Raw genomic sequence first — 14255 nt, 5'->3', positions numbered from 1 at the left:
TGGCAAGGGGCGGCGGGATTATCCGTCCAGAACAGGCGGATGCGCGGTGGCCTCTGTGCGGATGAACTGGTGCAGCGCCCGCGCCGCGTCCGAGGTCAACAGGCTGCTGTCGGAAATGGTGCAGACCCAGGGGCACGGGCCCACCTGCCCCAGCGGCGCCACCAGCCGCCCCGCGTTCAGCCCGGCGCGGGCAAAGACGCTCGGCACCACCGCCATCCCATGCCCGGCCTCAGCAAGCGCAATGACCGAGCCGAAGGTATTCGCCTGACACGCGCCCTCTGCTCCCGGATCCGCGGTGGCGGCCGGCAGACCGAGGCGCTGGAACACCTGCAACCACACTTCTGTGCGCCCAAGGCTGTGGACCAAGCGCGCCCGCAGCAGATCCTCCGGCGCGTCGATCCCGCCGATCTGCGTCAGGTACCCCGGTGCGCAGACCGCCACCATCTGGTCCTGCCACAGCGGCAGGCTGGCGCGATCCAGCGCCTTTTTATACACGTTGGTCAGGATGATATCGGCAATCTCCGGCGGCTCATCCACCCAGACGCGGCCATGGATGGTCACCGCTGCGCCGGGATGCTGCACGCCGAACCGGGCCACCAGATCCGCCAGCCAGTGATCCACCAGGCTCACCGGGCATGAGATCACCACCCGCTCCGCGCCACGCCGCCGCAGGATCGCATGTGTCGCCTGCTGCACCTGCTGCAAGGCCTGCTGCACCCCCGGCAGATAGGCGTTGCCCAGCGAGGTCAGCGTCAGGGAGCGCGGGTGGCGTACGAACAGCGGCCCGCCGATATACTGCTCCAGCGCGCGGATGTGGCCGCTGACGGCGGCCTGCGTCAGGTGCAGCTCCCGCGCCGCCTCGGTAAAGCTGAGCATCCGGGCCGAGGCCTCGAAGGAGCGCAGATAATTCAGCGGCGGCAGATCCTGCATCGTCGTCCCTTCCCGCATGCAAGCCACCTCATCGACGACCCATGACCCCGGTTTCATGAGGTCATAGGGGCCGGATTGTCCATGTGTCAAGCGCAGCGCCGCTGGTTAGGCTTGCGCAAAACAGCACATGAAGGACCTTGGACCAGATGGCCAGATCAGGACGGCGAGGCGGGCGCAGCGGCATGTCTGCACGTGCGGGAAACAAGATCGAGCAGCTCCCGTGGAGCCAAACCCACCTGCCCTACACACCGCTGAAGGTGGTCACCGAAGAGCAGCTGGAGCAAATCCACTGCACCTCCATGCGGGTACTGTCGGAGGCCGGCATCCGGGTGATGAGCGAGACAGTGATGGATCTGTTTGAACGTGCGGGCGCCATCGTGGACCGGGACGAGATGACCATCCGCATCGACGAGAGCATCGTCGCACAGGCGCTGGAAACCGTGCCTCAGAGTTTTGACATGGTGGCGCGCAATCCCGAAAAGCGCATCACCATGGGCGGCAGCGCGATGAACTTCGGCCTGGTCGCAGGCCCGCCCAACACCCACGACATGATCAACGGCAGGCGGCCAGGCAACCACGAGGATTACTGCAATTTCATCCGTCTGGCGCATCACTTCAACGCGGTCAACATCATCGGCAATCAGGTGGTGGCCCCGATGGAACTGCCCGCCAACACCCGCCACCTGGACACCTATCTGGCCAATCTCACCCTGTCGGATCTGACATTTCACTGCACCGCCATCGGGCGCGGGCGGGCACTGGACGGCATCAATATGATGGCGATCAGCCGCGGCATCTCGGTCGAGGAGATGCGCGAAGTGCCCGGCGTGGTCACGGTGATCTCGGTGAACTCGCCACGGCTGCTGGACGAGGCGATGACCGATGGGCTGATGGCAATGGCCGAACATGGCCAGCCTGTCAGCATCACGCCGTTCACCCTGATGGGGGCGATGACCCCGGTGACCTTGCCCGCCGCCATGGCGCAACAGAACGCCGAGGCGCTGTTTGGCGTGGTGCTGACGCAACTGGTGAACCCGGGCGCGCCGGTGCTTTATGGGGCGTTCACGTCGAACGTCGACATGCGCTCCGGCGCGCCGGCCTTTGGCACGCCGGAAAACACCAAGGCCAATATCATCGCCGGTCAGCTGGCGCGGCGCTACCGGGTGCCCTACCGGACCTCGAACGCCAATGCCTCCAATTGCGTCGACCTACAGGCCGCCTATGAAACGATGATGTCCACCTGGGGGGCCACCATGGGCGGGGCCAATCTGATCTACCACGCGGCGGGCTGGCTCGAAGGGGGGCTGACCGCCTCGATGGAGAAATTCATCCTCGATGTGGAGATCATCCAGAACATGAAGGAATTCATGAAGCCGATCAGCTTCAGCGAGGATGAGCTTGGGCTGGAGGCGATCAAATCGGTGCCCACCGGCGGCCATTTCTTTGGCGCGGCGCATACGATGGAGCGTTACGAGACCGCGTTCTATCGCCCGTTGCTGTCGGATTGGACCAACTACGAGAATTGGGAGGCCGCCGGTGCCAAGGACGCGCTGACCCGCGCAACCGAGCTGTGGCAGCAGGCCCTGCGCGAATACGAGGAACCCGCGCTCGACCCGGGCGTGGCCGAAGCGCTCGACGCCTATGTGATCCGCCGTCGCGAGGAGATCGGCGCGGGGGAGCCCTGAGCCTCACCAGGCCGCCTGACCGCCCCCCCCGTGACCCGAGCCCACTGACCGGAGATTGACCGATGTTGCAGGACAAACCGCTGCACATGTCTGAGGAAGAGACCGCCGCCCCCGCGGCGCCTGCCCCGGCCGGCCCGGTCAGCGCGCCTGTGCAGCGCTTTGTGCTGATGCTGCTGCCCGGGCATTCGCTGCTGTCGGTCAGTGGCCTTCTGGACACGCTGGCACTCGCCAACCGGCTCTGCCGCGCGCAGCCCCTGAGCAGTCTCTGCATCACGCTGGACGGGGCGCCGGTGACTTCATCCTCAGGCCTTGCCCTACCGGTTGCGGGCAGCCTCCGGGATCTGCGGCGCGGCGATCTGCTGCTGCTCTGCGGCACGCCCGACATCCCGCGCGCCACCCTTGATGCGGTCACGCGCGGCTTGCGCAGCGCCATGCGCCACGGGGTGCGCTGCGGCGGGCTGGATCGCGGCGCGGAGGTGCTGGCGATGGCGGGGCTGTTGAACGGTAAGACCGCCACCACCCATTGGCGCCACCAGAGCAGCTTTGCCGAGCGCTATCCGCAGGTGGTGCTGGCACGCTCCGCCTTTGTCTATGAGCACGACAGTTTTTCCTGCGCGGCGGGCACCGCGGCGATCGATCTGGCGCTGTGTTTCATCCGCAGCCTGCTGGGAGGCGAGCTGGCCGACCAGGTGGCGGATGAGCTGAGTTATACCCAGCAGCACCGGCTGCAGGCGCTGACCTCCGACATCTCGCCCCATTTTGCCCATGTGACCCACCCGCGCCTGCGCCGGATCATCCGGGCGATGGATGACAATGTCGAATACCCGCTGCCGATGCAGCGTTTTTCCGAACTGGTCGGCATCTCGCAACGGCAGGTGGAACGGCTGTTCCTGCGCTATGTGGGCCTGCCGCCCAAGCGGTTCTACGACGAGCTGCGCCTGGACCGGGCCCGCAACCTGCTGCTGCAGAGCGAGATGCCGATCACCGAAGTGGCCATGGCCACGGGGTTTTCCTCGCCGAGCCATTTCTCCAAGAAGTTCCGCCTGCGCTTCGGACAGTCCCCGTTCGAAATCCGCTCCGGCCGCATTGGGTAACGGAGGATTAGCGGAAGCGGCCGCCCTGCTCGATCACTTCGATCTGATAGCCGTCCGGGTCGGCGACAAAGAAGAACCGCGCCACGCGTTCACCGCCGGGGCGGAAATCGACGATATCGCGCGGCGCCCCACCTGCGGCTTCGACCCGGGCGCGGGCCGCTTCCAGATCCGCAACCACCAATGCGATATGGCCATAGCCATCACCCAGGTCGTAAGGCTCTGTGCGGGATTTGTTGACGGTCAATTCCAGCTCGAAGGCACCTTCGGGGGCGGTCATGTAGATCAGCGTGAAGTCGTCAAAATCGAGCCGATCCGCGATCTCCATCGCAAAGGCGGCCTTGTAGAAGGCAACGGACGTCTCCTCGTTCAGAACGCGGATCATGCTGTGGGCAAGTTTGGTCATGGGACCCCCAATGTCTTTGATGATACTCAGGCAAGGGTGTGACCGGAGCGGCGGGGCAAAGGCAACCCTGATCGTTCATTTTGCGTCGAGACCATGGTCGATCCAGCGCGCCTGCAGCTACTACGCGCCGTGTTTCCCAAGGTTGCGGGTCAATCGCGCCACCCCGAGATGCAGCAGCACCGAGAACACGCCAAGTGTCAGCATCGCGGCGAACATCAGATCCGTCTTGGCGCGCCCATTCGCCAGCAACATCAGATAGCCCAGCCCGCGCGAGGCCCCCACCCATTCGCCGATGACCGCGCCGATCGGGGCATAGACCGCCGCAAGGCGCACGCCCGAGGCCAGAGATGGCAAAGCGGCAGGAATGCGGATATTCCACAGAATGCGTGACGGGCTGGCCTGCATCGTGCGCGCAAGATCGAGATAGCCCTGGGGCGTGCGCATCAGGCCGTCAAAGAACGACGCGGTGATGGGAAAATAGATGATCAGCACCGCCATCGCGACCTTGGACCACAGGCCAAAGCCCAACCATAGCGTCAGGATCGGTGCCAGCGCAAACACCGGCAAGGCCTGCGTGAACACCAGAATGGGCTGTATCAGCACCCGCGCCATGCGTGAGCTGGCCAAGTGAATGGCCGTCGCGATACCAAGCGCGGTCCCGATCGCCAGACCGATCAGAACCTCCAGCGCGGTGGTCAGGGTGTGTTCGGCAATAATGGCGCGATTGTCCCACCATGTTTCCGCCACCAGCATCGGACCCGGCAGGATAAACTTCGGCAGGCCGGTGGCGCTGACGATGATTTGCCAGACCAGTAGCGCAAACAATGTCGCTGCAACGACCGGAGCATACTTCATGAAACGGTCGACCTCAGCAGGCGCAGCAGGGACGCCTGACATTCAAGCGTGCCCAGATCATCCACCGGGCGGGGAATGGCACCATCCGGCGGGGGATGCGAGGTCAGCCCCTCGGGCGTCATCACAAGAATGGCATACCCCAGACGCGCGGCTTCGGCCGGGTCATGTGTCACGATCAGCACGGTTTTATGCGCTAGCACCTCGACCGCGAGATCCTGCATTGCGGCGCGTGTCTGGGCGTCCAGTGCCGAAAACGGCTCGTCCAGCAATATGACGGGCTTGTCTTCCATCAAGGTGCGGGCCAACGCCACCCGCTGACGCTGGCCTCCGGACAGTTCAGCGGGTTTCTTGTCCGCATGCTCCACAAGCCCCACGCGGGCCAAGATGCGCGCCAGTCGCGCGCGGTCGGGCACCTCTGCCCGCAGGCGCGCCCCAAGCTGGATATTCTCCGACACGCTGGCCCAGGGCAGCAGCAGATCATCCTGCGCCATATAGGCCACCCGATGCGCCACCGGCGCAGTGTCCGTTGCGGTAATGTCACCCTCAAACGCCGCCTCGGTCGCCAATCCCGAGATCAACCGCAGCACGGTGGACTTGCCAACACCAGACCCGCCCAGAAGGCAGGTCCATTGCCCGGCCGCCAGGCTCAGCGTGAGCGGCGCAAACAACTGCGCGCCACCAAGACTCGCCTGCCCCGAGATCGTCACACCGGGCGCAGGCGTCATGGGGTGAGGCCCATCTGCCAGAAGCCGACTTCAAGCTCGGTTGCGGTGCGGAAGGTCTGGCACAGCCGCGCCCAGCGGGGCGATGTGGTGAACTCCACGCCCAGACGCCGTGTCAGCGCGGTGTCCATCAAGACGCCCACCGCCGCGCAGGCCTCCTGATAGTCGGCGCCCGCATAGGTGTTGATCCAATCCGCATAGGTGTCGGATGTGGCCTCGGCGGCAAGGCGCGTGCCGATCTCGCCATAGCCCATGACGCAGGGCGCCAGTGCCGCAAGAAGATCCAGCAGATCGCCGCTGTAGCCTGCCTCAAGCACAAAGCGCGTATAGGCCAGATTCTCCGCCCGCTCCGCCGTCGCAAACAGCGCGTCCTGAGAGATCCCTTCTGCCTCGCAGATACCGATATGCAGCTGCATCTCTTCGGCCACCAGTGCATTGACCGTGCCCACGGCGGCCAGCATTTCGGCATGGGTTTCGGACTTTACTACCGCCAGCGCCCAGGCGCGGGAGAAATGGGTCAGAAACACGTAGTCCTGACGCAGATAGTGCAGGAATGCAGCGCGCGGCAGGCTGCCGTCTTTCAACCCTTCGACAAAACCGTGGCGGGTATAGTCCTGCCACGGCCCTTCAGCCTGCGCGCGCATCAGCGCAAAGGCGTGCCCGTATCCGCCGCTCATTGTGCGGTCACGTCGATGCTGATCGCATCCACCGGGTTCAGACTGTCGATCATGCCGCTGTCCTTCAGGAAGGCCTCGAACCGGGCATAGCGGCCCGCGTCAAACCCCGCCGGACGCAGGGCAAAGCGTGGCAGCGTATCTGTCCAGGCACGTGCGTTCAGCTCGTCCTGCAATTCGGTCGACGTCGCGGCGAAGATCTCCCAGCTTTTCTCCGGGTTGTTGACGATATACTGCGTTGCCTTCTCGGTCGCGGCGAGAAAACGCTCGACCTTGTCTGCGTCCATGCGGTCCGGGTTGGCGACATAGATCAGTTCATCATAGGCGGGCACGCCCTCTTCTTCGACATAGAAACAGCGCCCTTCGACACCTTCGATTTCCATCTGGTTCAGCTCGAAGTTACGGAACGCGCCGATCACCGCGTCGACCTGCCCCGACATCAGCGAGGGCGACAGCGAGAAATTCACGTTGATCATCTCGATATCATCCGGCGTCACCCCGTGCTGGCCGAGCATCGCCTGCAACACCGCCTCTTCGACACCCGCGACGGAGAAGCCGACCTTCTTGCCCTTCAGGTCCGCGAGTTCCTGAATGGGACCATCCTTCAGCACCAAAAGGCAGTTCAGCGGGGTCGCAACCAGCGTTCCGACACGTTTCAGCGGCAACCCTTCGTGGATCTGCAGATGCAGCTGCGGCTGGTATGACACTGCCAGATCTGCCTGACCGGCAGCGACCAGACGCGGTGGCGCCGAGGGGTCAGCGGGCGCGACGACCTCGACCTCCAGGCCTTCATCCGCAAAATAGCCGTTTTCCTGCGCGATGATGATCGGCCCGTGGTCAGGGTTCACAAACCAGTCCAGCAGCAACGTCATCTTGTCAGCTGCCATGGCAGGGGTCGCGGCCATGAGCGCGAGAGCAGCAATGAAATGTTTCATAAAAAAGATGTCCTTCTTTTGTCGTGGACCTGTGTCTCAGGATGCGGAGGCGGCGACGAGAACGATCTCGCCTGGCCAGATGTCTCTGATCTGTTCAGCTGCGCGCCAGGCCCGCAGCCCGGTTGCGCAACACAGCGCCAGACGGGTGTCTGAGGTTGGCGGCAGGTGCTGCGCAATGTCATCGCCGGCCAATCGCCGTGCTGCCGGATGCAATGCTGCGCCATCGGCACGCAGCTCGATGATGTGATCGTTTTCACAAAGCTCTGTCGCGGCCACAAAGGCAAAGAGGCCGTCCGGCTCTGGTGCGCCATCAAAGCGGAAGCTTGAGGCGCGAAACCCTTGCGCGTCGAACTGCACCACCTGCCCCAGGGGCGACGGTGAAAGCTCCAGCAGCACAGTCAGCGCCATCTGCGCTTGCATGGCCCCGATCATGCCCACGACCGGGCCAAGCACGCCCGCCGTCTCGCAGCTGGCGCCACTGTCGGGCGCGTCCGGGAACACCGCGCGCAGCGAAGGCGCTCCCCCGCAGAAGCCGCCGACATAGCCGCCCAGCCCCAGCACCGATGCACTGAGGAGCGGCACCGTCGCCGCCCGGCAGATATCGCTGAGCAGGTAGCTCACTGCATAGCTGTCGGCACAATCCAGAACCAGATCCGCATTGGCCACATAAGCAGGCGCGGTCGCCGGGGTCAGGGCCTGCGTCACCGCCGCGACGGTGATTTCGCTGTTCAGCGAACGACAGCGCTGCGCGGCCACCTCTGCCTTGGGCTGGCCACAGTCGGCCTCGGTAAACAGGGTCTGACGGTGCAGGTTTGACAGGCTCACCCTGTCGCCATCCACCAAGGTGATATGCCCCACGCCAGCCCCTGCCAGCAAGGGCAGCACCGGCGCTGCCAGGCCACCGGCGCCGATCACCAGCACCCGCGCCTGGGCAAGACGCGCCTGCCCGGCGGTGCCGACCTCGGGGAGGATCATCTGACGCGCATAGCGGTTCATCGCGTTGCCTCGATCCACTGGCGCACGCGGGTCTCAGGCTCTGCATGAAGGGTGATATCCGTCACCACCGATACGATATCCGCGCCCGCCTCCAGCACGCCTGCGGCACGCTCAACCGACATGCCGCCGATGCCTACCAGTGGGGTCTGGCCCACGCGCGCCTTCCATTCGGTGACCCGCGGCAAGCCCTGCTGGTGCCATTTCATCTTCTTGAGGATCGTCGGATAGACCGGACCAAGGGCGACGTAGTCAGGCTCCATCGCCAGCACGCGCTCCAGCTCGTCATCATCATGGGTCGAGACGCCCAGCTTCAGCCCGGCCTTGCTGATCGCGGAGAGGTCGGCATCGTCCAGATCCTCTTGCCCCAGATGCACCCAGTCGCAGCCCAGGTCGATGGCCGCCTGCCAGTGATCGTTGATCACCAAGACCGCGCCATGCTCCCGGCACAGATCCCGCGACAGCGCGACCTGCGTGCGCACGGCCTCTTCTGGCAGGTCCTTCATTCGCAGTTGCACCAGCTTGACGCCCAGCGGCAGCATCCGGCGCAGCCAGTCGGAATGGTCGAAAATCGGGTAGAAACGATCCAGTGTCATGTGAGAAATGCCTTTCCGATCACGGGGGTAGAAGCCTCAGCCATATCGCGCGCCTCGATCGGGTCCGCGTCATGGGCCAGCTTGCCAGCCCGCACCGCCCCCATCATCGCCTGCGCCATCGCAACCGGGTCTCCCGCGCGGGCAACAGCGGTGTTCAGCAGCACCGCATCAAAGCCCAGTTCCATCGCATGCGCGGCGTGGCTCGGCAGGCCAACGCCTGCATCAACCACAAGCGGCACCTCGGGAAACTCGGCCCGCATGGCGCGCAGCGCATAGGGGTTGTTTAGCCCCCGGCCCGACCCGATCGGCGCGCCCCAGGGCATCAGCACCTCGCAGCCTGCCGCCAGCAGGCGTTCGGCGACGATCAGGTCCTCTGTGGTGTAGGGAAAGACCTCAAACCCGTCCTCGGTCAGGATTTTTGCCGCCTCGACCAATTGGAAGACATCCGGCTGCAAACTGTCGGTATGGCCAATCAGCTCCAGCTTGATCCATTTGGTGTCGAACACTTCCCGCGCCATATGGGCGGTGGTGACGGCCTCCTTCACCGTATGACAGCCCGCCGTGTTGGGCAGGATCAACACGCCAAGATCCTGTATCATCTGCCAGAAGGCCGCGCCTGCACCCCCTGCCCCTTCGCGGCGCAGCGAGACGGTCGCCACCCCGGCGCCGCTCTGGCGGAAGGCCTGCTCCAGTATGGCCGGACTGGGGTATTGCGCCGTGCCAAGCATCAGCGGATTGGGCAGCGGTGTGCCATAAAACGTCTTCATCCTCAGCCTCCCTGCATGGGGGCGACGACCTCGACCCGGTCGCCGTCTTTCAAGTGGCAAGATCCGCGCAACGATGCGGGTACGAACTCTTCATTCACCGCCGTCGCGACGCGCCCCGACACCTCCCGCTCCTGCAACAGGTCGGAAAGCGTCAGCGCGGCGACTTCGAGGGGATCACCATTAAGTACGATCTTCATCGACCATCTCCGAATGTGTGTTGTTCAGGGCGAGATCAGCCACACCGCACGCCAGTGCCGGCGCGAGAAGATAACCGTGCCGATACAAGCCATTAGCGTAGATCCTGCCTGCCCGCCTGCGGATGCGCGGTAGGTTGTCGGCAAATGCCGGGCGCAGATCGACACCGATTTCCAGCACTTCGGCCTCGCCAAACGCCGGGTTCAGCGCATAGGCCGCGCTGAGCAATTCCAGCATGGACCGTGCCGTGATACGGCTGCTGTCCTCGCTCTCGATCATGGTGGCGCCCAGCATGTAGACGCCATCGCCGCGCGGCACGATGTAAAGCGGCATACGCGGATGCAGCAGCCGCACCGGGCGCGTCAGGCTGACATCGGGGCAGCGGATCACCAGCATCTCGCCCTTCACGCCGCGCAGGTCAGTCAGCACATCGCGTGCATGCAGACCGCGGCAGTCGATGGCATTGTCCAGCGATGCAGGCGCCAAGGTTTTGTGGAAGGGCACGCCGCTGTCGATCAGGCCGTTGTAGAGGTCCATCAATGCCCTGCGCGGGTCGAGATGCGCCTCACCTTCGAAGAACAATCCCTGCCCGTAGCCTGGCAAATCAGGCTCCAGCGTGGCGATCTGCGCACCGACCTCCTGAAACCCTTCCGTCCGGCGGGCAAAGCGGCGCAGATCCGGCAGATCCCGCCGCCCCGCAACAACCAAAGTGCCACGATGGGTGACCTCGGTGCGCGTCTGCCACCAGCGGATTGCGTCCTGCCCCAGTCGCAAAACCGGCTCTTCGGCGTTTTCATACTCGCACCACGGCGCGAGCATGCCACCCGCCCACCAGGAACAGCCGTGCGCACCGGGCGGACCGGACGGGTCAAACACCTGTACGGTGGCGCCACGCGCGACCAGTTCCGAGGCCACGGCCAGACCGGCCACCCCGGCCCCTATGACGGAGTAAACTGTCATGCGGACCAGAACCTGTGGAAATGGTGAACCGGACCGTGGCCCTGACCGATCTGCAGATCATCCGCCGCTGCGATAGCGCCTTGCAGATAGCCGTGCGCCTCTGACACCGCCGCGTCCAGTGGCAGCCCCTTGGCCAGCCCGGCCGCAATGGCAGACGACAGGGTGCAGCCGGTGCCATGAGTGTTCTTGGTGTGCTGACGCGCCGCGCTGAAGCGCGCAACCTCCGCGCCAGCCTCAATCAGGATGTCCTCGCAGATTTCGCCCTCGGCATGACCGCCCTTCATCAGAACCGCCTGCGCCCCCAACGCACAGAGGGCGCGGCCCTGTTCGACCATATCCTGCGCGGATGTGGCGGTGGGACGGTCCAGCAGGCAGGCCGCTTCGGGCAGGTTCGGGGTGATGATCCGAGCGCGCGGCAGAAGCACGCGGCACAGCGTGGACACCGCTTCTGGCGCCAAGAGCGCATCGCCGGATTTGGCGATCATCACCGGGTCAAGCACAATCGCGCCATCAAAGTCTGCGATGGCCCGGGCGACACAGTCGATGATCTCTGGCGTTGCCAGCATGCCGATTTTGATCGCGCCCACATCCAGATCACTCAGCACCGCGTCGATCTGCGCGGTGATCATGTCCAGCGGAATACCATGCACACCCGTCACGGCCTGCGTGTTTTGCGCGGTGATGGCGGTGATCACACTGGCCCCGTAGACCCCAAGCGCAGACATGGTTTTCAGATCCGCCTGAATGCCGGCCCCGCCGCCACTGTCAGACCCGGCAATGGTCAAAGCGATATGCGCCATAGCGATGCTCCTTACGACAAAAGGGCACCGGGCATAGAAACTGTCTGCATATCAGAAGACCGTTCCCTCCGCCGGAATTGCCCGGATCAGGTTCGATGGGTTAACGCTTGCGCATCTCTCAGCCTCGACGAGGCACCCCAACGGTTCACATGTGCGGTAACAACTCCGTCGCGCGAAGTCAAACCTCTCGCCCGTCGTTCAGCGTGCTCAACCTGAGCGTTCCGCCAGACCCGCACCTTTGTCGGTATGGTCCGCAGGGTATCACCCACGCAAACTGCACGCGGACCGGCATCGCCGAAATCGGCGCGATAAGCGGTTGATCGATCTCGCCTTTTTTGGCTTCCGAGGTCTTTTTCAGGAACAGCAGGTCAGGACGGAACCTGACTGCGCAGCTTCGCCAGTCGCAAAGCGCGGCACCTGATCTGCCAGTATCACAGGGGCGCAATCCGCTCGAAATCAGGAGAGTTCTGCAACCGCCAACTCTGCCATCCGCAGGATCGCATCCCGGTTTGCCGCCACCGCGACAAAGCGGGCGTTGTGGCAGAACTTTGCCCCCTCAACACCGCAGGCGTGTTCCAGAGCCGCATCTGTCAGTCCCGCCCAAGCTTCTGGCAGGTCAGCACGGCTTTCGAAGGTATCGCCACTCTTGCGGATGGTCGTCAGCGCCCAGTCTCCGTCGCGCGGGTGAATGACGAACAACAGATGATCCGCGCCCGTCTTTTCAACAGCCGACCGGAACGGCATTCCCATCGGCAGTTCCAGAATTGGCGAGTCGCCGGCCTCCTTGATCGACTGGGTCACCATCGTTTCGGCCCGGTTCTTCGAGGCCTTACCACGGACCGAGGCCTCAACAAATGCACGCGCAACGCCCAGAGCATCTGCAAAGGCGCGGTCATCTGCATCGGGGCTTCTGTCGTCGAACACCGGTTTCAGCGTCTCAAGCAAAACGGGCAGCGTCATCCCCGACAGCGGTCCTGCAACTGACGGTTCCAATGCGCCATTGTCCAGGAGATCCACCGGGAGGACAAAGCTCTGATCGAAACGATGATGAATGTCGTCCACGTCACTCTCCGGCACCTCCATCGCGCGCAGATAATCACGTCCGAAATGCTTCCAGATCAAACCGAAGGAACTGTAGGGCGAGGCATTGTCCTCGCGGAGCGGGTTAGGTCGCTGGTGGTGGTCAAAAATCTGCTTGTCAGGATCATATGCGCGCCCGACATCAAAGATTATCCGGTCTTCGGCGGGCGCAATCCACGTCGCATCCCGTGACCGCACCAGCTTCGCATCTGGAAACAGCCGGGTCAGAATGACCGAAGACAAGAGTTCATCCGCATGGAACCCGCCTGAGTGGGTCACAAGGTGCTTTATGGTCATCTGCTCGTCTCCGGATATGTCACACCCGTAGATCGGGGGCGGGTTTTCCCGAAGATCTCTATAAAGGCGCACATAGTCAACGGGTTATGCCGCGTCATTTTGCTTCGAATGAATGTGTCCGCAAAAAACTCGGACGAGATATCGAGAAGCATGGGATATCAAACAGGAAAAGCCTGTCCAAGCGGGCGTGACCAGCAGATCCAAGGGCCGAGAAACACCGCTGCTCCTTTGCGCACCCGGAAAGAGCCAGAACGGAAAACTGCCGCCAACGCCACTATGGATCTGGCGGCGAGGCGGCGATCCCGCACTGCACGCGCCGCGGAACGATCTGAAGTCTGCCTCGCGTTCCAACCGTTACTGAAGCGCCTTTGACAGATAATCCATCAAGGCGCGCACCCGTCGCGGCTGTACGGCGCCAGCGGGGTAGACCATTTGCAGCGCACTCGGCTCGACTGCAAACGCTTCAAGCAACTCGACAAGCCTGCCCGCCTGCAGATCATCTCGGACATCCCATTCTGACTTCAGGGCCACTCCGTGGCCATTGAGGCACCATGCGCGAATGAGACCACCGTCATTGGCAATACGATTGCCATAGACCCGGCAGGCGCGCTTTTCGCCATTGACCGTAAAGATCCAATCCTGATCCGTAATGGCACCGAACCTCATGATGAGGCAGTTGTGATGCGCCAGATCATCCGGATGGCGGGGCGTCCCGTTCAGCTTCAGATAATCCGGAGCCGCACAGACAAGGCGGCGATTCACGCCGAGTTTGCGCGATTTCATGCTGCTGTCGGCAAGCTCGCCAAATCGTAAGGCCAGGTCGATGCCCTGCCCGACCAGATCGACATAGCCATCGCTGAGCGTCAGGTCGATTGTGATTTCGGGGTTCTGCTCCATGAAGCGATCAAGCAACGGTACAATCTGATTGCGGCCCAGATCGCTCGGCGCGCTCATGTGGATCCTTCCTGAAATTTTCTCGACACCCAGCTTTATCCGGGCCTCGGTCTCTTCGGCTTCCGCCAATATACGTCGCGCTCCGATCATGAGCTCTCGACCTTCATCTGTCAGGCTGATCGAGCGGGTCGTTCGCGTCAGCAAACGTGCGCCGTAATAGGTTTCAAGCGCCGCAAGCCTGTCCGTGACCGTCGCCGGGGAAAGGCCGATCTCGCGCCCGGCAGCGGCGAGTCCGCCCTTTTCAACGATCAGGAGGAAGAGCCTGAGATTTTCGATAAGCATGATCGCCCCACATTGTACGGAATTCCCGAATTA

At 63.4% G+C, this 14255-nt stretch carries 16 protein-coding genes and 1 riboswitch; of the genes, 2 read left to right on the top strand and 14 right to left on the bottom strand.

Annotated features, from left to right (window positions below; genetic code table 11):
* Window positions 1–18 precede the first annotated feature (18 nt).
* Window positions 19–1020 carry a LysR substrate-binding domain-containing protein gene (locus R0J92_RS17610; RefSeq protein ID WP_411052575.1) on the bottom strand — a complete coding sequence of 334 codons (1002 nt, stop codon included), beginning with the start codon at window positions 1018–1020 and terminating at the stop codon, window positions 19–21.
* 56 nt (window positions 1021–1076) lie between these two features.
* Between R0J92_RS17610 and R0J92_RS17605 the strand changes: the two genes are divergently transcribed.
* Window positions 1077–2615 (top strand): trimethylamine methyltransferase family protein, encoded by a 1539-nt coding sequence (locus R0J92_RS17605; RefSeq protein WP_411052574.1) that lies wholly within the window; start codon window positions 1077–1079, stop codon window positions 2613–2615.
* Between the two features lie 62 nt (window positions 2616–2677).
* Complete coding sequence (locus R0J92_RS17600) at window positions 2678–3709, top strand: GlxA family transcriptional regulator (RefSeq protein ID WP_411052573.1); 1032 nt, start codon at window positions 2678–2680, stop codon at window positions 3707–3709.
* Between the two features lie 7 nt (window positions 3710–3716).
* Here R0J92_RS17600 and R0J92_RS17595 read toward each other — a convergent pair whose 3' ends face one another.
* The 13 genes from R0J92_RS17595 to R0J92_RS17535 form a co-directional block, all read right to left on the bottom strand.
* On the bottom strand, window positions 3717–4112 hold the full coding sequence (locus tag R0J92_RS17595; RefSeq protein WP_106165095.1) for a VOC family protein: 396 nt from the start codon (window positions 4110–4112) through the stop codon (window positions 3717–3719).
* A 120-nt stretch (window positions 4113–4232) separates the two neighbouring features.
* On the bottom strand, window positions 4233–4967 hold the full coding sequence (locus R0J92_RS17590) for an ABC transporter permease (RefSeq protein ID WP_411052572.1): 735 nt from the start codon (window positions 4965–4967) through the stop codon (window positions 4233–4235).
* On the bottom strand, window positions 4964–5692 hold the full coding sequence (locus R0J92_RS17585; protein WP_411052571.1) for an ABC transporter ATP-binding protein: 729 nt from the start codon (window positions 5690–5692) through the stop codon (window positions 4964–4966). Before R0J92_RS17585 ends, R0J92_RS17590 begins: the two co-directional genes overlap by 4 nt.
* Entirely contained in the window at window positions 5689–6366 is a 678-nt protein-coding gene (tenA, locus tag R0J92_RS17580; RefSeq protein WP_411052570.1) for a thiaminase II, read from the bottom strand. Before tenA ends, R0J92_RS17585 begins: the two co-directional genes overlap by 4 nt.
* On the bottom strand, window positions 6363–7298 hold the full coding sequence (locus tag R0J92_RS17575; RefSeq protein WP_411052569.1) for an ABC transporter substrate-binding protein: 936 nt from the start codon (window positions 7296–7298) through the stop codon (window positions 6363–6365). The genes tenA and R0J92_RS17575 overlap by 4 nt, the downstream gene beginning before the upstream one ends.
* Before the next feature lie 36 nt (window positions 7299–7334).
* Window positions 7335–8294, bottom strand: a complete 960-nt coding sequence (locus R0J92_RS17570) for a HesA/MoeB/ThiF family protein (protein WP_411052568.1) — start codon at window positions 8292–8294, stop codon at window positions 7335–7337.
* Window positions 8291–8887: a thiamine phosphate synthase gene (locus R0J92_RS17565; protein WP_411052567.1), complete on the bottom strand. Its 597-nt coding sequence runs from the start codon at window positions 8885–8887 to the stop codon at window positions 8291–8293. Before R0J92_RS17565 ends, R0J92_RS17570 begins: the two co-directional genes overlap by 4 nt.
* Entirely contained in the window at window positions 8884–9654 is a 771-nt protein-coding gene (locus tag R0J92_RS17560; protein ID WP_411052566.1) for a thiazole synthase, read from the bottom strand. Before R0J92_RS17560 ends, R0J92_RS17565 begins: the two co-directional genes overlap by 4 nt.
* Window positions 9655–9656: 2 nt before the next feature.
* Window positions 9657–9851, bottom strand: coding sequence for a sulfur carrier protein ThiS (thiS, locus tag R0J92_RS17555; protein ID WP_317385599.1), 195 nt, complete (start codon window positions 9849–9851; stop codon window positions 9657–9659).
* Window positions 9835–10809, bottom strand: a complete 975-nt coding sequence (locus R0J92_RS17550) for an FAD-dependent oxidoreductase (RefSeq protein ID WP_411052565.1) — start codon at window positions 10807–10809, stop codon at window positions 9835–9837. Before R0J92_RS17550 ends, thiS begins: the two co-directional genes overlap by 17 nt.
* Entirely contained in the window at window positions 10806–11609 is an 804-nt protein-coding gene (thiD, locus tag R0J92_RS17545; protein ID WP_411052564.1) for a bifunctional hydroxymethylpyrimidine kinase/phosphomethylpyrimidine kinase, read from the bottom strand. The genes R0J92_RS17550 and thiD overlap by 4 nt, the downstream gene beginning before the upstream one ends.
* A 46-nt stretch (window positions 11610–11655) precedes the next feature.
* Window positions 11656–11759: riboswitch (TPP riboswitch) on the bottom strand.
* Between the two features lie 306 nt (window positions 11760–12065).
* Window positions 12066–12986 (bottom strand): MYG1 family protein, encoded by a 921-nt coding sequence (locus R0J92_RS17540; RefSeq protein ID WP_411052563.1) that lies wholly within the window; start codon window positions 12984–12986, stop codon window positions 12066–12068.
* A gap of 354 nt (window positions 12987–13340) precedes the next feature.
* The gene (locus tag R0J92_RS17535) at window positions 13341–14222 is read right to left on the bottom strand and encodes a LysR family transcriptional regulator (RefSeq protein WP_411052562.1); all 882 of its coding nucleotides are present in this window, start codon (window positions 14220–14222) and stop codon (window positions 13341–13343) included.
* Between the last annotated feature and the right edge of the window lie 33 nt (window positions 14223–14255).

It is taken from the genome of Tritonibacter sp. SIMBA_163, from assembly GCF_046535935.1.
GTDB lineage: Bacteria > Pseudomonadota > Alphaproteobacteria > Rhodobacterales > Rhodobacteraceae > Epibacterium > Epibacterium scottomollicae.
The sequence above is the reverse complement of the archived record's forward strand: the minus strand, read 5'-3'. Positions and strand labels throughout refer to the sequence as shown.